Below are 15,904 nucleotides of genomic sequence, written 5' to 3' on the forward strand. Positions count from 1 at the left end.
CTAAAAACTGCCTAATGTTTTTTGCTTTTTTTCTTCCCAAATCAATTCTTTCATCCCAAACTGCATTCTCAAAGAATTTGCAGTTGCAGGACCAAATCCTTCAAAATGATTGTTTGCCATTATCATTGCTAATGGCACATTCTGAATTTCTTTCAATCTTTTTGCCCAACTAGAAATCAATTCTGATCTGTCATTTAAAATTCTACCAAAATCTGAATCTGGAATGGAACGGTTTCCAATCAATCTAATGTATAGATAGTCTGATGTGATTGGCATTGGATTCTTTACACCTACAACCTCATTCCATACAAGGCAATGTTTGTTTTGTTTCAGATATGAAACTGCATCTTCAGAAAACCATGATTCATGTCTTCCTTCAATAGGATAAACAAAGTCATTAGGTAACATATCAAACAATTCCCCTAATCTTGGTTTTGCTTCTTCAAATGAAAGAGATGGTGGCAATTGTAAAACAAGTGCTGATACTTTATCATGAATTGGAGTAAGTGATGTTAAAAATGAAAATACTTCTGAATTTACATTCTCCAACCTCTTTTCATGTGTTATGATTAATGGAAATTTTGCTGTAAATCTAAAATGCCTTGGAGTATCTGCATTCCAACGTCTAACAATTTCTTGAGCTGGAATTTTATAAAATGTAGAATTGATTTCTGTGATCTCAAATAACTGGGAATAATATTTTAGCCATTGGGAACTTTTCAAATTCTTGGGATAAAATGTTCCAGACCATCCTTGATAACTCCATCCAGTACATCCAATTTTGATATTCACTGTTTGGTTTGAGTTGACTCTGTTTTAAATTTGAAAGCTGACTAATGCGGAATAACCTTTACACAGCCCTGCCGTATGCTCAGACCGGTAAACAATCACCATGATTCAGACAATAGGAAATTGTGTCAGCTTTCAATATTCAATATGCATTTATGAAATAAAAACACGATCCTTTATTCCACATCGTGCTAAATCATCAAAAACAAAAATAATTGGAAAATTAAAAAACAAAATAGGAACGAGGTGTTTTTGGAAAACTAGGCTTTTACCACTCTAGGATCCTTTGACCCTTTTTCCAGTCTTCCTTTTTACTATCTGCCTGCTTCCTCAAAGTTTCTCCTCTGAATTTCAGCGGGTATGATAGACCTCGTCATTTACAGTAATGCAAAATGAAATTTAAAGGATCTGTAAATATTTCTTTAAATTCATTAAGATTTAAAACTAAAACTATACAAATTTACACAATATTGAGGATCTACTTTATTATTTAATTTCACAGATTCATAATGAAGACAGAAAGTATCCGTACGCAATAACGTATTGTCGTGTTACATGTCAATGCATACCGTGCTTGGTTTGTAAAGGATCCCGCAGAAAATTTCTGTCTTCTAATTTGTTATTTTGTTAATTTCTTTGCTTTTGCAAACACAGCAGACCACTGATCCCAGGTTAATCTTCCTGTTTGAGTATTTTGTTTTGATGGATGGTATGATGTTAATATTTGAAATCCGTCATAAGTAAACAATTTGTTATGTCCAAACTTTTCTGATTTCACATTGTACAACTTACATGTTGCATCATATGCAATTTTTCCAAGACACAAAATCACTGTAATGTTTTTTAGGATTTCTTTTTCTTGTTCTAGATATCCAAAACAAGCATTCATCTCTTCTTTAGTCGGTTTGTTTTGAGGAGGTGCACATCTTACTGCTGCAGTGATGTATGCATTGTATAATATCAAACCATCATCTGCAGTTTGACTGGTTGGAATTGATGCAAAACCATGTTTGTACATTGCTTTTGCTAACCAATCTCCTGATGAATCCCCTGTAAACATTCTTCCTGTTCTGTTTCCTCCATGAGCTGCTGGTGCTAGTCCAACAATTAGTAATTTGGCTTTAATATCTCCAAAACCTGATAATGGTTTACCATAGTATTTTTCTTCCTTGAATCGTCTTACTTTGTTTTTTGCAACATCTCTAATGTACACTGATAGTCTTGGACATTTTTTGCATCTTGCAATCTTTTTGTTTAGTGTTGTAATTGATTTCATATTCAAATTAGTTTTTTCAAAACATTCAATGCAACACTGTGTTTTTCTGGAGTAATCCACAGTCTCCTGTAAATTTTGTAATCTGTTTCTAAAACTATAGCTTTTGATTTTGCAGGCCTTGTTGCATCAAAATGGAACCAGTCTCTAAAGTTATTTGATCCTGATATTCTTAATTTGCCTGAGAATAGTCCCATCTTCTTTTCAGAAACTTTTTTGATATGATATAACATTACCTCTTTTTTACCCCATGGAAGCATCCATGATTTGAAAACCAATCTATCTGGATAAATTGAAAGATGTTTGTCTGTGTATAGAGTTACCATATTTCTCACGATTTCAAATAATTATGAAAACCTGTCGGTAAAGACCACCTTGTCCAATGAAAGCTGTCCTCCTCGGGGCATTGGAGGTTGAATTTGCTTGCCTATTACCATCATCATCGAAATGATGTGATTATCTGGCAGATTGATGATTTTAGCCACTTTTTCAGGCTCAAAACCTATCATTGGATTAGAATCATATCCCATTGCTTTTCCTGTGAGCATGATTGTTTGAGCTGCAATTCCACAAGACCTCATTGCCTCATCTCTTTGCAACTGATCATTTCCCTCGTAAAATGGACCCATTGCAGATACCAAAAAGTCTTGAGCCTCTTTGGGCACATTCTTCCAATATTGTATGGGATTTTCTTTCCATGCTTTCAAGTCAGCACAAATTACTATGAGCAATGATGCATCAGTTACCTGAACTTGATCCCATGAAGCTGCACGAATTTGTTTTCTAATTTCTGGATCTTTTACTAAAACAAATCTCCAGTTTTGCATATTAAATGATGTTGGTGATAAAACAGCCAGTGACATTATTTTTTCTATTTCATCATTTGTAAGTTTATGATTAGGATCGTAGTGTTTTACAGAACGTCTTTTCTTGATGGCATCAAACGTCTCCATTTCTTTTTTAATTTAATCTTTGTATTTATTGTTTGTACTTAAATCATTTCTGAATTAATTCAGTGATTCATTTTCAATAAAACATGATTCTATATTGCCACAGCTATTCTCATAATGCATTACAATTCCATGCTCTAGTTTTGTTGATCCGATATATTTCATAATTTACCTCATAATTTTTCTACTTAACAAAATGTGTGTTCAAAAACTACATCTGTTCTGGATCCCTGTCAAGATTGATTCCGATGGATTCGGCCCACTCTGATAGTTGTTCTACAAATTCATTGTCTTCTTGTGTAAACATGATACTATGACAAGAAATTCTATAAAAGAAATTACTATACACTTATCTTTTGTTCAGAAAAAAATTTGGGAACAGAGAACTAGAAGAATTAAATGTATTGTACTCTGAATTTAGTTCCCATGGGGAAGACTAGAGATTTTGGAGAATTTGCTTGCGAATTACTTCATCAAAGGCTTGCAGATATGCAAAATCTGAATTGATTTTTTCAGTTTGCATTGTGTCTGCGGTGTTAAAGATTGGTGTTGTATCATTTGGAATTGATAAAATCTCAGATTCTACTCCTTCTAACATATCTCCAAACTCGTGAACTAGTGAACCTGCTTGGTCTTCTGGTACCAAATCAGACAATCCTAATGTCATTGCCAAAAACAATGCCATTACAATTGTCAAACCTACAGGCTTCTTGTTGACTATTCTAGTCACAAGCAAAATTTTCTGATTGTTCTATTTAAGAGGAAAGCAGAAAAGATTCATGCCTGTAGGCATGAAATACGTCAAAAATTGTCTCATTTGTAATAAAAGATCCTCTACTATACTACGATATCCTTTATATCCAAAATCCAAAAAGTAGTGCAATGAAAAGCACACAACTTCTAAGCGTTGTTTTTTCACTGATTATGTTTACTGGCGTTACTGCTGGGAACGCAGCATTTGCTGATTCAGATGAACTCGATGATCTTCTAGAAGACTTTTGTGAAATGACCCTTGATGAGCGTAGCGACATCATATCAAAATACGAACTAGATGAGTATGCAGAAAAACTTGCAATCATCTGTGATATTGAAGATGAAGATGAACGTGAGAATTCACTTGATGATGTCATTGATGCAATAGAACTAGAAACACGAGATGAAACAAACGATGATCATGATGATGTTATCGAAGATTTTGAAGACTGTGTTGAAGCTGGATACCCTATAATGGAATCATATCCTGAACAATGCATGATCGATGACGGTACAGTCTTTACAAATACAGACGATGACGATGACAGACATGAAGATGATTTTGATCTTGATGACTTGCTTGATAGATACTGTGATCTAAGTACTGACAAGAAACGTCAATTACTTGAAGATCATCCAAGACTTGCACCATTTACTGACAGACTTGCAAACTACTGTGATTTGTCTGAAGAGGAGCAAGATGCAATCGATGAACTAATCGAGGAACATGGAGACAAGATCAGAGCAGAACTAAGAGATTATGCTAAAGACTATGGTATGGACTACAAAAAAGACATGAGAATGATGCTTGACAAATATTGTGACATGACAGATGCTGAGAAAAAAGCACATGTTGCAGAACATGACAAAGCTGAAGACCATGTTGATAAAATGAATCGTTATTGTGCTCTAACTGATGAGGATTCAAGAATGAAATTCATTGAAGAACACAAAGACGAATACAAGGCCCATATGGAAGACAAAATGCATGATAAAAAAATGGTTCACATGGAATATGAGAGATACTGTCATCTAACAGATGAAGAACTTGCAGCAAGCACCTTTGATGCAGAGTTTGTCAAAAAGGCATCTGAATGGTGTGAAATGACACCTGAAGAAAAAGAAGCCTTCAAGATGGAACATCATGAAAAGATGGGAGTGCCTCATGAGTTTGATAGAATGTCTGATGTTGCAAAAGACAGAATGTCTGATGTTGCAAAAGACAGAATGTCTGATGTTGCAAAAGACAGAATGTCTGATGTAGCCAAAGATAAACTAAAAATGAAATTATCTGATAAATCTGACCGAATCAAGGCAATGATCATGGACAAACGTGACATTTCTGATGAGAGAAGTGACGAAATCAAGAAAAAATTCATTGAGAAACACGGTGACTTGACTGACAAGAAAAAGTCTGAACTCAAAATGAAGTTCAAAGAACATATCAAACACATGAAGTACAAGATCTCTGATGAGCGCAAATCTGCAATTCATGACAGATTAGCTGAGATGAAGGCCTACAAGGCAGAACTCCGCGAAAAGTCATCTGATTTGTCTGACGAGGAAAAACAAGAACTTAGAGAAGAATTCATTGAAAAGGCAAAGGACTTGCAACTTGCATGGATTACTCCACGTACACAAATTGCTGCAGGCGTTGATGCTGCAGAAGTCGAGTGCCGTGAAGGATATAGCCTTGTAATGAAAGCATCAAACGGTGTTCCAATGTGCCTTAAAGCAGATACAGCACTTAAGATGATAGATAGAGGAATTGTAGTTCCTGCTAACTAATCTTTTTCTTTTTTATTATTTTTAAAATATTTTCATGGATAAATCCTACTTGATGTTTATATTCAAAACATGAATAACGAAAAATATGTTTAACCTAAAAAAGAAAAAAGAAACCATAACCATATGGATTCCTCCTAAACCTGTTTACAAGGAAAATTAAACAAATGTTTTTCAAAAACTAGTTTTGATATATGAAGAAATACCTAAATCATAATGCTTTCTTACTAATACATTGCAATATGAAATTCTAAAAAATCCTATGGGACTAATCGAGTTCACACTAAACAAAGATGAAAAAGTAATAGCAGAAGCTGCTGCAATGGTATACATCAGAGGTAACATAACAACTGAGACCAAAATGAGAAAAGGTGGTTTTCTAAAGTCACTCAAGGCAGCAGCCTTGGGTGGTGAATCATTTTTTGTAAATGAATTCATTGCACAAGAAGACAACTGCAAACTAGGATTGACAGGAAATATGCTTGGAGATATCCAAGTTATCAACATTCAAGAGGAGTTTATTGTTCAGTCAGGTGCATTTGTTGGCTCTACTGGTGATCTAACACTAGATACCAAATGGCAGGGATTCACAAAAGGAATATTTGGAACAAATATGTTTATGCTAAAAACAATAGGAACGGGAGATATTTTTGTCAATGCATGGGGTGGTATTTTAGAGACAAAGCTAGCACCTGGAGAAAAAATGATAATTGACAACTATCAGCTCGTAGCTATGAGCTCTACTGCAAGCTACAGAGTGACAAAGCATGGAAGCTTTAAGACAACTCTGTTTGGAGGAGAAGCACTAGTTATGGAGCTTGAAGGACCAGGAACTGTGTACATTCAAACAAAAAATGTTATGGAGTTTGTACGCTCTATAATTCCGTTCTTGCCCAAAAGAAACTAGACTTAGGAATCTAGTTTTTTTAAAATCTCTTCATATTCTTTGAAATTATCTGCCTTTTCTATCTTCATAATTTGCAAGAGATTTTTAGCCTCATCAACTAATTTACCTAGTCGTCTAAGTGATTGTTCGTATTCTTTGTCTTGCTTGTTTTCCCATTTTTCTAATCTGTCTTTGAAAAAATCAATACGACCAAGCTTGTAATCAATTTCAGATACCAAAATCTTGATTGATTCAGGTTTCATTACTCTATTTTGAAAATTGTAAACTTAAGCCTATTGCAAAATTTCAATATGGGAAAAAATATGCAAGCTCAAGCCATGCCCCGAGTCGGGTATGAACATTATGTTCAGGGGTAAGGGTGAACTTGTCTATGTATGTTAGGTAACTATTTGACTTAAGGAACTTGGAAATTCTCACAAAGATCGATTTCCATTTTGGAATTTAGTAAAACTCAAGACTCACAACCAATTCCGTCCTTGTCTGAATCAAATCTATGAGGATCTGGCTGTAACACTGTGAATCTCTTTTGTGTAATATCTCCACAGTCTAAATCTGGGGGACTAGACGGAATACAAAAATCTGGATATGATGAATCACAATCACTTATTTGTTTGATAATAGATTGTGATGATTCTACAGGAACTGTTGATTCTGCAAGTTTCTCACGACATCCAAAATTTTGCGCCCAAGGATAATCTGAAAATTCACTTATATCACAATATCTTGTAGATATTTCTGCATGACCTTTATACAGCAACGCAGAGTTTAGCGACTTTCCTCCACAAAAAACATTTGCAAGCATTCTGCCATATTGATCCTCTAACTGGATATCATCCTGATCAATTGTTGCAAAAGTTCCCTCAGGACACATTCTAGCTGTAAATACAGCAGCATCTGCAAATCCCGATTCTCCTTTCTCTGGGGTATCAACTAGTGACAATCTGATTTTGTAATTTGTTGTGTGTATGGTATCTCCATCAACTATTTCTTTGATATATTCTGAAACACACTTTGCTTCTCCCTTACATCTATGTGAATCAAAAGTTTCTTTGTTTACAACTGGTTTGTTTTCTACTAACCTCTCAAATTCCTTTTCTCCCCACTCTTTGGCAGCTAATCCTGTTTTTTCTCCAGTTACTATATCTGAACCCGTCTGTGACTGATACACCAGTCCTGCAGCAATAAACAAGACAAATGGCACTACAACTAAAGCTGCAATTGATAGGGGTTTCACAGTGAATTGAGGAACAATTTACACTTAAGATTAATGTTGTTCATTTGTAAAAACCCCTCTTGAAAATTAAATAATGGTTTTTATTCATACATTGGGTATTATCAAACATGTCTGCTGAAGAATTAGATCAAAAATGTGATTTGATTTTGAAAGAACCAGAAATTCGTTTTGCCGGATTTTTAGATATGATGGGAAATCTAGTTGCCGGTTCTTTCTCAGATGGAGTTAAACCTCTAAAAGATGACAATGAACGCAAAAAAATGTTCATTGAAGCTGTATTGAGAATAAGAACTAGACAAGACTTTGATGAAAATCTTGGACCTGTAGAATATGCTGCTGCAAGAAGAAAAAATGTAGTGACCTTTACCTTTCTGTATGGCGATAGGGTTCTCTTTATTTCAGCAGAACCTAATGTGGATATTGATAAAACTGCAAGAAAAGTAATGAGTTTGCTATCCTAAATTCTCCACAAAATACTCATTGCACCATAAAATGCTATAACTGAAATTATTATTGCAATGACTCCTTTTGTTGAATCTTTCATAACTAAAATTCAAAAATCATAAATTAAAGCTTGTTGTAAATTATCAACTATGCTTTCCTACAAAGCAATGTTTGCATATTTTGCTTCCTACTCTAGTTCTTAGAAAATCAATTTTTTCACCATCTAGTCTTCCGTGCTGAATTAAATTTAGCAATTCCTCTCCATCAATTATTTCAAAATTTGTCTTACAATCACATTTAGAACACTGACAATCAATTTTTGAACCCAATGATTTTCTCAATCAAATTCAATCTTAAAAATTCTTTTTCAAATCAGGGTCTTCATATTTTTCCCAAATCTCCATTTTCAACCAACAATCATTACATGTGGTTGGCATATCATCTATCTCCTCATGTGAGATTGGAGTATTCTGATGACAAATTTTACATGTAAAATATTCTATAATTAACTCTGACATGCGTAAATTTTGCAATTATCGCTTTAAAGCATCACTATGCAATATGTACTATACTCCAAATGACTGAGATTTTTTCTCACACATTGGACAATTCAGTCCCTTTGTCTCCATTCCGCACTTTTTACAGTAAACATCAATTCCTGCAACTTCTCGTGGACTAGTTTTAGCAATTTTTACAATCAGAATGACTACTATCAAAACTCCTATTGCAATTCCAATGTATGCTAGTACCATACTAACTATACAACTTCATAGAATAAAAATCCCATTTACACCGTTAAAACATACTGGTTTGCCAAAATTTTCTTGACATCTTCAATGTATTGTCGTTTTGTACTACCTACGAATCTCCATCTAGTTTGCATCTCATCTTCTAATATCTCATATACAAGATCAATTTCTTCACCTGCATCAATTTCTCTTTTTGCAATCTCCACTAGTTCTTGCAACCGGAGTTTCTTTCTCCAAGTATGAGCACAATCGGCCATTTACTTTTTCATAGAATTATTACCTAAAAGTATCACTATACATTGGAACTAGACAGAGATATCTTTTCCTGGAATTATCTTACTAGCTTTTGGAATGTCATGAATTTCTAAACTGTTCAAATATTTCATCTTCTCAGATACCAAACTAGGATCACCCAACAGTATCAAGATTCTGTCATTGTGTCTTATTTCATACAGATTGATGTTTGAGATGGACTTTCCATTTACCAAAACTGTAATTGATTTTTCTGAATCAATACAGTTTTGAGAAGGATCAGTTTGTCCTCTTAACACAATACATTCAGATGTTATCTCCAATCCAATTGATGAGAATAACATGTCTAATGGAACATCAGTTGCATGTTTGTGAATCAGGTATTCATTATCATTTTCAAAATGAATATACTTACTTTGCAGTTGAAATCGTGGATGTGAAAAATCTATTTGATCTCCATTTATAAAAACAACAATTGCTGCATGTACATGATCACTACCAAAATGTCCTACTCCATAATGTTCGACCATTCTCTCTTCTAATGTCTTGAATGCATTGTTATCTAAAATTTCAGAATCTATCTCACTTTGATTCATAAAATAATATGCAAATATTCCAGCAGCTACTATTACAAATACAATTCCAAAAATTGCAAGTGCCTTACTTTTTGATTTTGTCTCTATTTCAGGCTCAAAATATGCAGAATTACTCTCATCCATTCTTCCTGGAAGGCTAAAATCAGAGTCCTCCTTTGGCAGAACTTTGTCAGTCAAGTTATAACCATTGTAGTTTTATCGTATAAATTCTCATGTCTGAATTTTATCTGTATTCCCCCCCACAATCTCCAATGACATCAAACAAGTCATTTGATTTTGAAGTTACATCATCAATCATTGTTGTATCTTGCTCATCTAGTTTCACATCAAAGACTTTAGAGTTATCTTCTCTGTGTTCTACAATTCCTAGTCGTGCACCAATTATTGCTCCTGCAACTTGTGGTTTATCCAGAACAAATCTTGTTGCAACATTTGCTATGCTACAGTTGTGTTTTTGTGAAATCTCGTTTAAAACATATAACAATTCTTGGAATAATTGCCATCCTCCCCATACATCTATCATGTTCTTGTATTTTTGAAGACTAGATGTGCTCAAACCTCCCCTGTGAGGCTCGTCTGCTCCCAGATATTTCTCTGAAAAGAATCCTCCAAGTAAAGTTCCATAGGATAGAATTTTGATTTCGTGTTTTGCAAAAAATGGTGCCATTAACTTGTCTGGTCTTTGATCTAGTATGGAATACTGAACTTGATTTGATACTATGTTGTATCCATGCTCTTTCATTATTTTGACTCGCTCTGTATCAAAGTTTGTTAATCCAAGATGTTTGATTTTGTTTTCTTTTTGTAGTTTTGATAATACTTCTAGTGCATCAAGATAACTAGAATCATTGTAATCCCACCAATGAAACTGGAGCAAGTCAATACAATCTATATTCATCTTTTGTAGTGATTGATCAATATGGTAAGTTACAATACTGTTGCTCATTGGACCTGGATTTGGAACAAACTTTGTTAGCGCCTGAAATTTTTTCTCTGGATTAATTTTTTTCCTAAATTCTCCGATTAATGATTCTGCAGGCCCGTAAATATCTGCCAAATCCCATGTGGTAAATCCTGCATCTTGATACTTTTCCATATCTAAAATTGCCGCATCCGTTTCTATCTGACCATGGCCTCCTGCTACCTGCCACATTCCATTTAGGATTCTACAAATCTCCAAGTCGTCTGCAAGAAGAACCTTATCCATGCTCTAGTATTGTCATGACTCCTAAAACATGTTTTTACAATAATCTTAAATTCTCAATTCTTATAGAAAAATTATGGCTCAAAACAATGATAATGACATATTTGAAGAAATAAACAAAAAATATTTCACAGAACTGGAACATTCTGTTCCACATATTCAACAAACACTGTTTGATTTACAAAATGAATGTTACAAGTCTTGGAGACATGCAGTTGATGCAAACACATCACTGTACAAGGAATTTTTAGCAGATTCGGGTTATGAAATTCCAAAGGCTGCACAAGATATTCTAACTACGATGGGAGATGAGGCTACAAAATATCGAAATATCTGCAACAAGATTGCAATATCTAACATTGAAACTACAAAGAATGCTGCCAAAACATGGAATGATAATGCAGATGCATTTGTAGATTTGAATAGAAAAATTATGCATTACTGGCTCTCCGCGTTTTCTCAAAAAAGAAAATAATCCTCACCATTCCACCAATTATTTCCATTCATTACAGAAATATCTAAATCAGAATCAATTGAGAACTAATTATCTTGGAATTGCCACGTGGAATGAAAGACTTTGAGGACGAAGAAAACGCAAACATTGAACACATTAGATCTCATTTTAAGAAAATTTCAAATTTGTATGGATTTTCATTCATGGACCCATCCCCCATTGAATTATTATCAACGCTAGAGACAAAATCAGGCCCAGGAATTCGTGATGAGATTTACTATTTCAGAGACAAAGGAGATAGAGAGGTAGCATTACGATTTGATTTTACAATGGGTCTGACAAGATATGCAGCATCCCAAAAATCAATGAAGCTTCCAGCAAAAATTTCAGCATTTGGTGGAGTATTCAGATATGATGAACCACAAAAGGGAAGATATAGATATTTTCACCAGTGGGATATCGAGATTTATGGCAAAGCCAGCCTTGAATCAGAAGCTGAAGTAATTGAAATTACATCAAGATTGTTTGATTCCCTATTACTCAAAGATATCACAATTGATGTCAATCACAGAAATCTAGTAGAGTCTTACATTAACAAAACATTTGATTCAAAAGAACCGGAACTTGTTGCAGATATTTTGCGTGCAGTTGACAAAATTGCAAAAAAATCCAAAGAACAGATTCTGACTGAATTCCAAGAGAAAGGATATGAAACTGCAAAACTAGAAAAGATTCTAGAGTTTTCACAAATCAAAGGAACTATTTCAGAAGTGGAAAAAGCTTTTGATACAACACAACTAGAATCATGGAGTGAACTAAAAGGATTAATTGATTCACTAGAAAACAGAGGAGTTTCTAATGTCAGAATTAATTTTGGTATAGTTAGAGGATTAGATTACTATTCCGGAATTGTCTTTGAAGTCTTTGACAAGAATTCAAAATTAGGTGCATTAGCTGGTGGAGGAAGATATGATACACTAACCAAAGCTTTCAACAGAGAAGATATTGGTGCAACAGGAGTTGCAGGAGGTGTTGAAAGAATTATTTTAACCATGCAAGAACAAAAAATAATTCCAGAATCTTCCCAAAGTAGAGTTGCAGTTTTATACATCAATGATGAGATGCAAAAAGTTGCTCATTCTATTGCATCATTACTCAGATTAAACAACATTCCAACTGATATTGATTTGGCAGGACGTAATATGAAAAAACAAATGGACATTGCAAATAATGCAAAGATTGCAATCATTGTAGGACCACAAGAGTTAGAAAACGGAAATGTAGTTCTCAAAGATATGGTAAATGGAACTGAAGGAACTATTTCTCTAGAAAAATTAACTGAGGATCCAAAATCTATTCTTAATTTAGAAATGCTCTAGTGAGCATCATAATTTCAGGACCGCTGGTCAATGAACCTACAACCACACAGTGATTGTTGACCAATATGCCTGATGAGACATAGGGAATACCATTGTTAATTGAACTCTGTTCAATTTTTGTGCCTAACATATTGGCTATGGTCTTCATGTCTTCTTCATCAGCTTCTGGATGAATGGCCGAACCAGAATTGTTTGCCACCAAGACAACTCCTGTCTGATTGAATCCTGCAATTTTTTTCTGTAATACCTCAACTCCCAAAACATCTGAAATATTTTGACAGTCCTGTTTTGATAACCATGGTGATACTACTGCCCCTTTGTCATTTGCACAGATTAAGTTTCCAAGTGCATTAAATTTAGTATCTAAAACTCCAACTTCTAAATTAGTTTCAGCTTTGAGAAAATCATATTCATTTTGATATGCAGTATTTGGAAGTAAGATTCCTTTATTGTTCATGACAGACAAAGCTCCAATCAGTCTAGTATTTGCAACTGCAGTATTGTAAATTTCAATATCTAGATATTTTGCAAGTTTATCCGATTTGGTTTTAGCAAATCCCATTGGGACTAAACCAATACTGTCGTTTACTGAAATGTATACTCCAAGGTTCGGTCCACGATACACATCATACTTGATAATATCCATATCCAGAGAATTAACACTTGATCGTTATGAACGTAAGGAAATTTTTTGTTCCTAATTTGATCGGCTATTCACTTGTATGTACAAGATACAGCTATCTAGCTTTAAATAATAACTCCAAGAAAATGCAATCATGCCAATAGCAGAAAATTTCCCAGAAGGCCTAAAGCCCCTAGGAAAAATTAGCCTCGATGATGGAAATTTCCATATCATGTGGGGTCCAGGTAAAACCAAAAACACTGATGGTTCTCAAGCTGAAGTGTTAGCAGATGCAGATGTTGTTGCAGCATATGCAGCAAGAGGAGAAGAACAAGTTCCTCTTGGTGTTAGTGGAACAATGGTTGCAGTCGATTGGGATTCTTGTGTTGCAGATGGTGCTTGCATTGAAGCTTGTCCTGTACAAGTTTTCCAATGGTACCGAACAGAAAAAGATATTCCAGCAAAAGATGTTGTTGGTCAAACTTTCAATGGAACTGGTAGTGACGTAAAAGATGAACGTAAAGATCTTACAGATAAAGCAGACCCAATCAGAGAACATGATTGTATCTGGTGTATGGCATGTGTTTCAGTTTGTCCGCCAGCAGCAATCAAAGTTGATCAATCAAATGTTGAAAAACACGAAAGTGCTGCAAAAACTCTCTAAGTTTTACAGATCTTATCTAAAAATTTTCAATTTTTCTATTTCTTTTTAAGTTTAGTCCCAACTAATTTTGTCTAGATTTAAATAATATTTCTGAATATTATCACTATGGCAGAATTACAAATACCAGAAGACTTTTGTCACAACGATGTAAAACCAACAGGAAAAACAAGCCATGCAGATGGTGAAAATTTCCACTGGATTTGGGGTGAAGGAAGAACTGATGGTGCAGCATTCTCAAACGAAGATGTAAAAGCAGCCTATGAAGCAAGAGGAGAAAAACAAGTTCCTCTTGGAATTCACGGTACTACTGTTGCAGTCGATTGGGATTCCTGTGTAGCCGCTGGTTCATGCATGAGTGTATGTCCAGTCCAAACATTCCAATGGTACAGAACCGAAAAAGATATTCCAGCAGAAAAATGCTTAGGAGAAACTTTTGAAGGAACTGGCTTGACAGAACAAGACGAGAGATTAGATTATACAGACAAATCACAACCAATCAGAGAACACGATTGTACAGTTTGTATGGCTTGTCAAGAAATTTGTCCTGAAGGAGCTATTCGAATCGAATCAGCTAACCAAGAATGGCACGAGAAAGCAGCCGGAACCTATGTCCTTATGTCATCTGGTTCTGAAAACCCACACGCACACGATTAAAAAGAATTTTTTTCTTTTTTCTTATTTTTCTAAATTACCTCAACAGATTTTAACCGCTTTTATCCAAGATTTTTTGCAGAGGTCGCCTAGCTCGGTAGGGCGCGGGCCTTGAGAGCCTGTGTGCGCAAGCATACGGGGGTTCAAATCCCTCTCTCTGCGTTTTTAATTTTCTATCTTGGCTAGTTCTGCTAGCATTGCAGATAACTGAATTTCAGAATTTGCTCCAACTAGAACTCTATAATCATACTTTGCAATAATCTCTAAAATATCAGCAAGCTTGTCATGTTTTGATTTGAATACTGCAGAATTTAGATATTTTAGAAAATCAGATTCAGACATTCCATAGACTTTGATTAACTCTATCATTTTTTCTCTGGCATCTGCAACTTTTCCAGATAGTGCAATTTTTAGAACTTCATCGACGTCGCTTGTTTTGGTCAGTCCTGCCGATGATTTTACATTCTCCTCTGTTATTGCACCAAGACTTGCCGTTGCTTGAAGTAGATTGATTGCATGTCTCAAATCTCCCTCTGAATAATCATAAATGGCCTTGAGGCCTTTTTTGTCCGTCTTTACTTTCTCTTTTTTGGCAATCTCTTCAAGTCTTTCAATTACGTCTTCTGCAGGAATTGATGTAAATTTGAAGGTGGCACATCTACTCTGAATTGGATCGATAATTTTTGAAATATTGTTAGCAATGAAAATAAATCTGCATATTTTAGCAGTATCTTCTATAATTCGCCTTAATGCTGTCTGGGCGTCTGCAGTCATCTCATCAGCTTCATCTAAAATGATAATTTTGAAAGGGACATCTGCCATTCCTGCAAATCTGGAGAATTTTTTCACTTTTTCTCTGACCATTCCAATTCCTCTCTCATCTGATGCGTTTAGCTCAAGTGTGTAGTCTTTGGCATAGTCTCCCAAAATTTGTCTTGCAATACACAGTGCAGCTGTAGTCTTTCCTACTCCTGCAGAACCTGAAAACATCAAGTGTGGCATGTCTGTAGGGTCTTTGATTAGAGCTTCCAAACTTCCGATAATCTCGGTTTGGTTTACAACTTCAGAAAGTTTCATGGGTCTGTACTTTTCAACCCACATTCCTGTTGCAGTCATGAATTTCAAAGACTAAATCCCATTAATAAATCCGAATTGGTTATTGTAATATCCTGTACATTAAAATCAAAATCTTACATAA

General features: G+C 34.9%; 22 protein-coding genes and 1 tRNA gene. 8 read left to right on the top strand and 15 right to left on the bottom strand.

Features of this window, described 5'->3' with window-relative positions:
• The 5 genes from K5781_RS02870 to K5781_RS02890 form a co-directional block, all read right to left on the bottom strand.
• Positions 1 to 792 (bottom strand): DUF72 domain-containing protein, encoded by a 792-nt coding sequence (locus K5781_RS02870; RefSeq protein WP_297440532.1) that lies wholly within the window; start codon positions 790 to 792, stop codon positions 1 to 3.
• 616 nt (positions 793 to 1,408) lie between these two features.
• Positions 1,409 to 2,065, bottom strand: a complete 657-nt coding sequence (locus K5781_RS02875) for a uracil-DNA glycosylase (RefSeq protein ID WP_297440534.1) — start codon at positions 2,063 to 2,065, stop codon at positions 1,409 to 1,411.
• A 2-nt stretch (positions 2,066 to 2,067) separates the two neighbouring features.
• On the bottom strand, positions 2,068 to 2,388 hold the full coding sequence (locus K5781_RS02880) for a hypothetical protein (protein ID WP_297440536.1): 321 nt from the start codon (positions 2,386 to 2,388) through the stop codon (positions 2,068 to 2,070).
• Positions 2,389 to 2,409: 21 nt separating this feature from the next.
• Complete coding sequence (locus tag K5781_RS02885) at positions 2,410 to 3,015, bottom strand: nitroreductase family protein (RefSeq protein ID WP_297440538.1); 606 nt, start codon at positions 3,013 to 3,015, stop codon at positions 2,410 to 2,412.
• 433 nt (positions 3,016 to 3,448) lie between these two features.
• Positions 3,449 to 3,742, bottom strand: coding sequence for a hypothetical protein (locus K5781_RS02890; RefSeq protein WP_297440540.1), 294 nt, complete (start codon positions 3,740 to 3,742; stop codon positions 3,449 to 3,451).
• 152 nt (positions 3,743 to 3,894) lie between these two features.
• Here K5781_RS02890 and K5781_RS02895 point away from each other — a divergent pair, with 152 nt between their 5' ends.
• Both K5781_RS02895 and K5781_RS02900 read left to right on the top strand, forming a co-directional pair.
• Positions 3,895 to 5,553 (top strand): ABC transporter substrate-binding protein, encoded by a 1,659-nt coding sequence (locus K5781_RS02895; protein ID WP_297440542.1) that lies wholly within the window; start codon positions 3,895 to 3,897, stop codon positions 5,551 to 5,553.
• A gap of 232 nt (positions 5,554 to 5,785) precedes the next feature.
• A complete protein-coding gene (locus K5781_RS02900) occupies positions 5,786 to 6,457 on the top strand; it encodes a TIGR00266 family protein (RefSeq protein ID WP_297440543.1) in 672 nt (223 codons plus the stop codon).
• A gap of 2 nt (positions 6,458 to 6,459) precedes the next feature.
• On the opposite strand, the gene K5781_RS02905 is transcribed toward K5781_RS02900, so the two are convergent.
• Both K5781_RS02905 and K5781_RS02910 read right to left on the bottom strand, forming a co-directional pair.
• Entirely contained in the window at positions 6,460 to 6,699 is a 240-nt protein-coding gene (locus K5781_RS02905) for a hypothetical protein (RefSeq protein ID WP_297440545.1), read from the bottom strand.
• Between the two features lie 209 nt (positions 6,700 to 6,908).
• Entirely contained in the window at positions 6,909 to 7,691 is a 783-nt protein-coding gene (locus K5781_RS02910; RefSeq protein ID WP_297440547.1) for a thermonuclease family protein, read from the bottom strand.
• Positions 7,692 to 7,798: 107 nt separating this feature from the next.
• On the opposite strand from K5781_RS02910, the gene K5781_RS02915 reads away from it, so the two are divergent.
• Positions 7,799 to 8,152, top strand: a complete 354-nt coding sequence (locus tag K5781_RS02915; RefSeq protein WP_297440549.1) for a DUF6659 family protein — start codon at positions 7,799 to 7,801, stop codon at positions 8,150 to 8,152.
• Positions 8,153 to 8,278: 126 nt separating this feature from the next.
• Here K5781_RS02915 and K5781_RS02920 read toward each other — a convergent pair whose 3' ends face one another.
• The 6 genes from K5781_RS02920 to K5781_RS02945 are packed head-to-tail and all read right to left on the bottom strand — an operon-like array spanning position 8,279 to position 10,939.
• Positions 8,279 to 8,464: a hypothetical protein gene (locus tag K5781_RS02920; protein WP_297440551.1), complete on the bottom strand. Its 186-nt coding sequence runs from the start codon at positions 8,462 to 8,464 to the stop codon at positions 8,279 to 8,281.
• 24 nt (positions 8,465 to 8,488) lie between these two features.
• Positions 8,489 to 8,653: a hypothetical protein gene (locus K5781_RS02925; RefSeq protein ID WP_297440553.1), complete on the bottom strand. Its 165-nt coding sequence runs from the start codon at positions 8,651 to 8,653 to the stop codon at positions 8,489 to 8,491.
• 48 nt (positions 8,654 to 8,701) lie between these two features.
• Positions 8,702 to 8,887 carry a hypothetical protein gene (locus tag K5781_RS02930; protein WP_297440555.1) on the bottom strand — a complete coding sequence of 62 codons (186 nt, stop codon included), beginning with the start codon at positions 8,885 to 8,887 and terminating at the stop codon, positions 8,702 to 8,704.
• Positions 8,888 to 8,922: 35 nt separating this feature from the next.
• Positions 8,923 to 9,141, bottom strand: a complete 219-nt coding sequence (locus K5781_RS02935; protein WP_297440556.1) for a hypothetical protein — start codon at positions 9,139 to 9,141, stop codon at positions 8,923 to 8,925.
• Between the two features lie 48 nt (positions 9,142 to 9,189).
• Positions 9,190 to 9,909: a hypothetical protein gene (locus K5781_RS02940; protein WP_297440559.1), complete on the bottom strand. Its 720-nt coding sequence runs from the start codon at positions 9,907 to 9,909 to the stop codon at positions 9,190 to 9,192.
• A gap of 46 nt (positions 9,910 to 9,955) precedes the next feature.
• Positions 9,956 to 10,939, bottom strand: coding sequence for an aldo/keto reductase (locus K5781_RS02945; protein WP_297440562.1), 984 nt, complete (start codon positions 10,937 to 10,939; stop codon positions 9,956 to 9,958).
• 73 nt (positions 10,940 to 11,012) lie between these two features.
• Here K5781_RS02945 and K5781_RS02950 point away from each other — a divergent pair, with 73 nt between their 5' ends.
• The gene (locus K5781_RS02950) at positions 11,013 to 11,411 is read left to right on the top strand and encodes a hypothetical protein (protein ID WP_297440564.1); all 399 of its coding nucleotides are present in this window, start codon (positions 11,013 to 11,015) and stop codon (positions 11,409 to 11,411) included.
• A 74-nt stretch (positions 11,412 to 11,485) separates the two neighbouring features.
• A complete protein-coding gene (hisS, locus tag K5781_RS02955) occupies positions 11,486 to 12,769 on the top strand; it encodes a histidine--tRNA ligase (protein ID WP_297440566.1) in 1,284 nt (427 codons plus the stop codon).
• Here the strand turns inward: hisS and K5781_RS02960 are convergent.
• On the bottom strand, positions 12,750 to 13,415 hold the full coding sequence (locus K5781_RS02960; RefSeq protein WP_297440568.1) for a translation initiation factor IF-6: 666 nt from the start codon (positions 13,413 to 13,415) through the stop codon (positions 12,750 to 12,752). The two genes, hisS and K5781_RS02960, sit on opposite strands and share 20 nt — an antisense overlap.
• A 130-nt stretch (positions 13,416 to 13,545) precedes the next feature.
• Here K5781_RS02960 and K5781_RS02965 point away from each other — a divergent pair, with 130 nt between their 5' ends.
• From K5781_RS02965 to K5781_RS02975, 3 genes are all read left to right on the top strand, one after another.
• Positions 13,546 to 14,055 (top strand): ferredoxin family protein, encoded by a 510-nt coding sequence (locus K5781_RS02965; protein WP_297440570.1) that lies wholly within the window; start codon positions 13,546 to 13,548, stop codon positions 14,053 to 14,055.
• Between the two features lie 105 nt (positions 14,056 to 14,160).
• Complete coding sequence (locus K5781_RS02970; RefSeq protein WP_297440572.1) at positions 14,161 to 14,709, top strand: ferredoxin family protein; 549 nt, start codon at positions 14,161 to 14,163, stop codon at positions 14,707 to 14,709.
• Positions 14,710 to 14,784: 75 nt separating this feature from the next.
• Positions 14,785 to 14,868 (top strand) — tRNA-Ser (locus tag K5781_RS02975).
• A gap of 3 nt (positions 14,869 to 14,871) precedes the next feature.
• Here K5781_RS02975 and K5781_RS02980 read toward each other — a convergent pair.
• Positions 14,872 to 15,822, bottom strand: coding sequence for a replication factor C small subunit (locus tag K5781_RS02980; protein WP_297440574.1), 951 nt, complete (start codon positions 15,820 to 15,822; stop codon positions 14,872 to 14,874).
• Positions 15,823 to 15,904 lie beyond the last annotated feature (82 nt).

This window comes from Nitrosopumilus sp., assembly GCF_025699255.1.
Lineage (GTDB): Archaea > Thermoproteota > Nitrososphaeria > Nitrososphaerales > Nitrosopumilaceae > Nitrosopumilus.

Excerpts from the sequence above, each read along its gene's own strand:
- K5781_RS02875 (WP_297440534.1), bottom strand. The coding sequence starts at position 2,065 with ATGAAATCAATTACAACACTAAACAAAAAGATTGCAAGATGCAAAAAA.
- K5781_RS02880 (WP_297440536.1), bottom strand. The coding sequence starts at position 2,388 with ATGGTAACTCTATACACAGACAAACATCTTTCAATTTATCCAGATAGA.
- K5781_RS02885 (WP_297440538.1), bottom strand. The coding sequence starts at position 3,015 with ATGGAGACGTTTGATGCCATCAAGAAAAGACGTTCTGTAAAACACTAC.
- K5781_RS02895 (WP_297440542.1), top strand. The coding sequence starts at position 3,895 with ATGAAAAGCACACAACTTCTAAGCGTTGTTTTTTCACTGATTATGTTT.
- K5781_RS02905 (WP_297440545.1), bottom strand. The coding sequence starts at position 6,699 with ATGAAACCTGAATCAATCAAGATTTTGGTATCTGAAATTGATTACAAG.
- K5781_RS02915 (WP_297440549.1), top strand. The coding sequence starts at position 7,799 with ATGTCTGCTGAAGAATTAGATCAAAAATGTGATTTGATTTTGAAAGAA.
- K5781_RS02925 (WP_297440553.1), bottom strand. The coding sequence starts at position 8,653 with ATGTCAGAGTTAATTATAGAATATTTTACATGTAAAATTTGTCATCAG.
- K5781_RS02930 (WP_297440555.1), bottom strand. The coding sequence starts at position 8,887 with ATGGTACTAGCATACATTGGAATTGCAATAGGAGTTTTGATAGTAGTC.
- K5781_RS02935 (WP_297440556.1), bottom strand. The coding sequence starts at position 9,141 with ATGGCCGATTGTGCTCATACTTGGAGAAAGAAACTCCGGTTGCAAGAA.
- K5781_RS02945 (WP_297440562.1), bottom strand. The coding sequence starts at position 10,939 with ATGGATAAGGTTCTTCTTGCAGACGACTTGGAGATTTGTAGAATCCTA.
- K5781_RS02950 (WP_297440564.1), top strand. The coding sequence starts at position 11,013 with ATGGCTCAAAACAATGATAATGACATATTTGAAGAAATAAACAAAAAA.
- K5781_RS02960 (WP_297440568.1), bottom strand. The coding sequence starts at position 13,415 with ATGGATATTATCAAGTATGATGTGTATCGTGGACCGAACCTTGGAGTA.
- K5781_RS02965 (WP_297440570.1), top strand. The coding sequence starts at position 13,546 with ATGCCAATAGCAGAAAATTTCCCAGAAGGCCTAAAGCCCCTAGGAAAA.
- K5781_RS02970 (WP_297440572.1), top strand. The coding sequence starts at position 14,161 with ATGGCAGAATTACAAATACCAGAAGACTTTTGTCACAACGATGTAAAA.
- K5781_RS02980 (WP_297440574.1), bottom strand. The coding sequence starts at position 15,822 with ATGACTGCAACAGGAATGTGGGTTGAAAAGTACAGACCCATGAAACTT.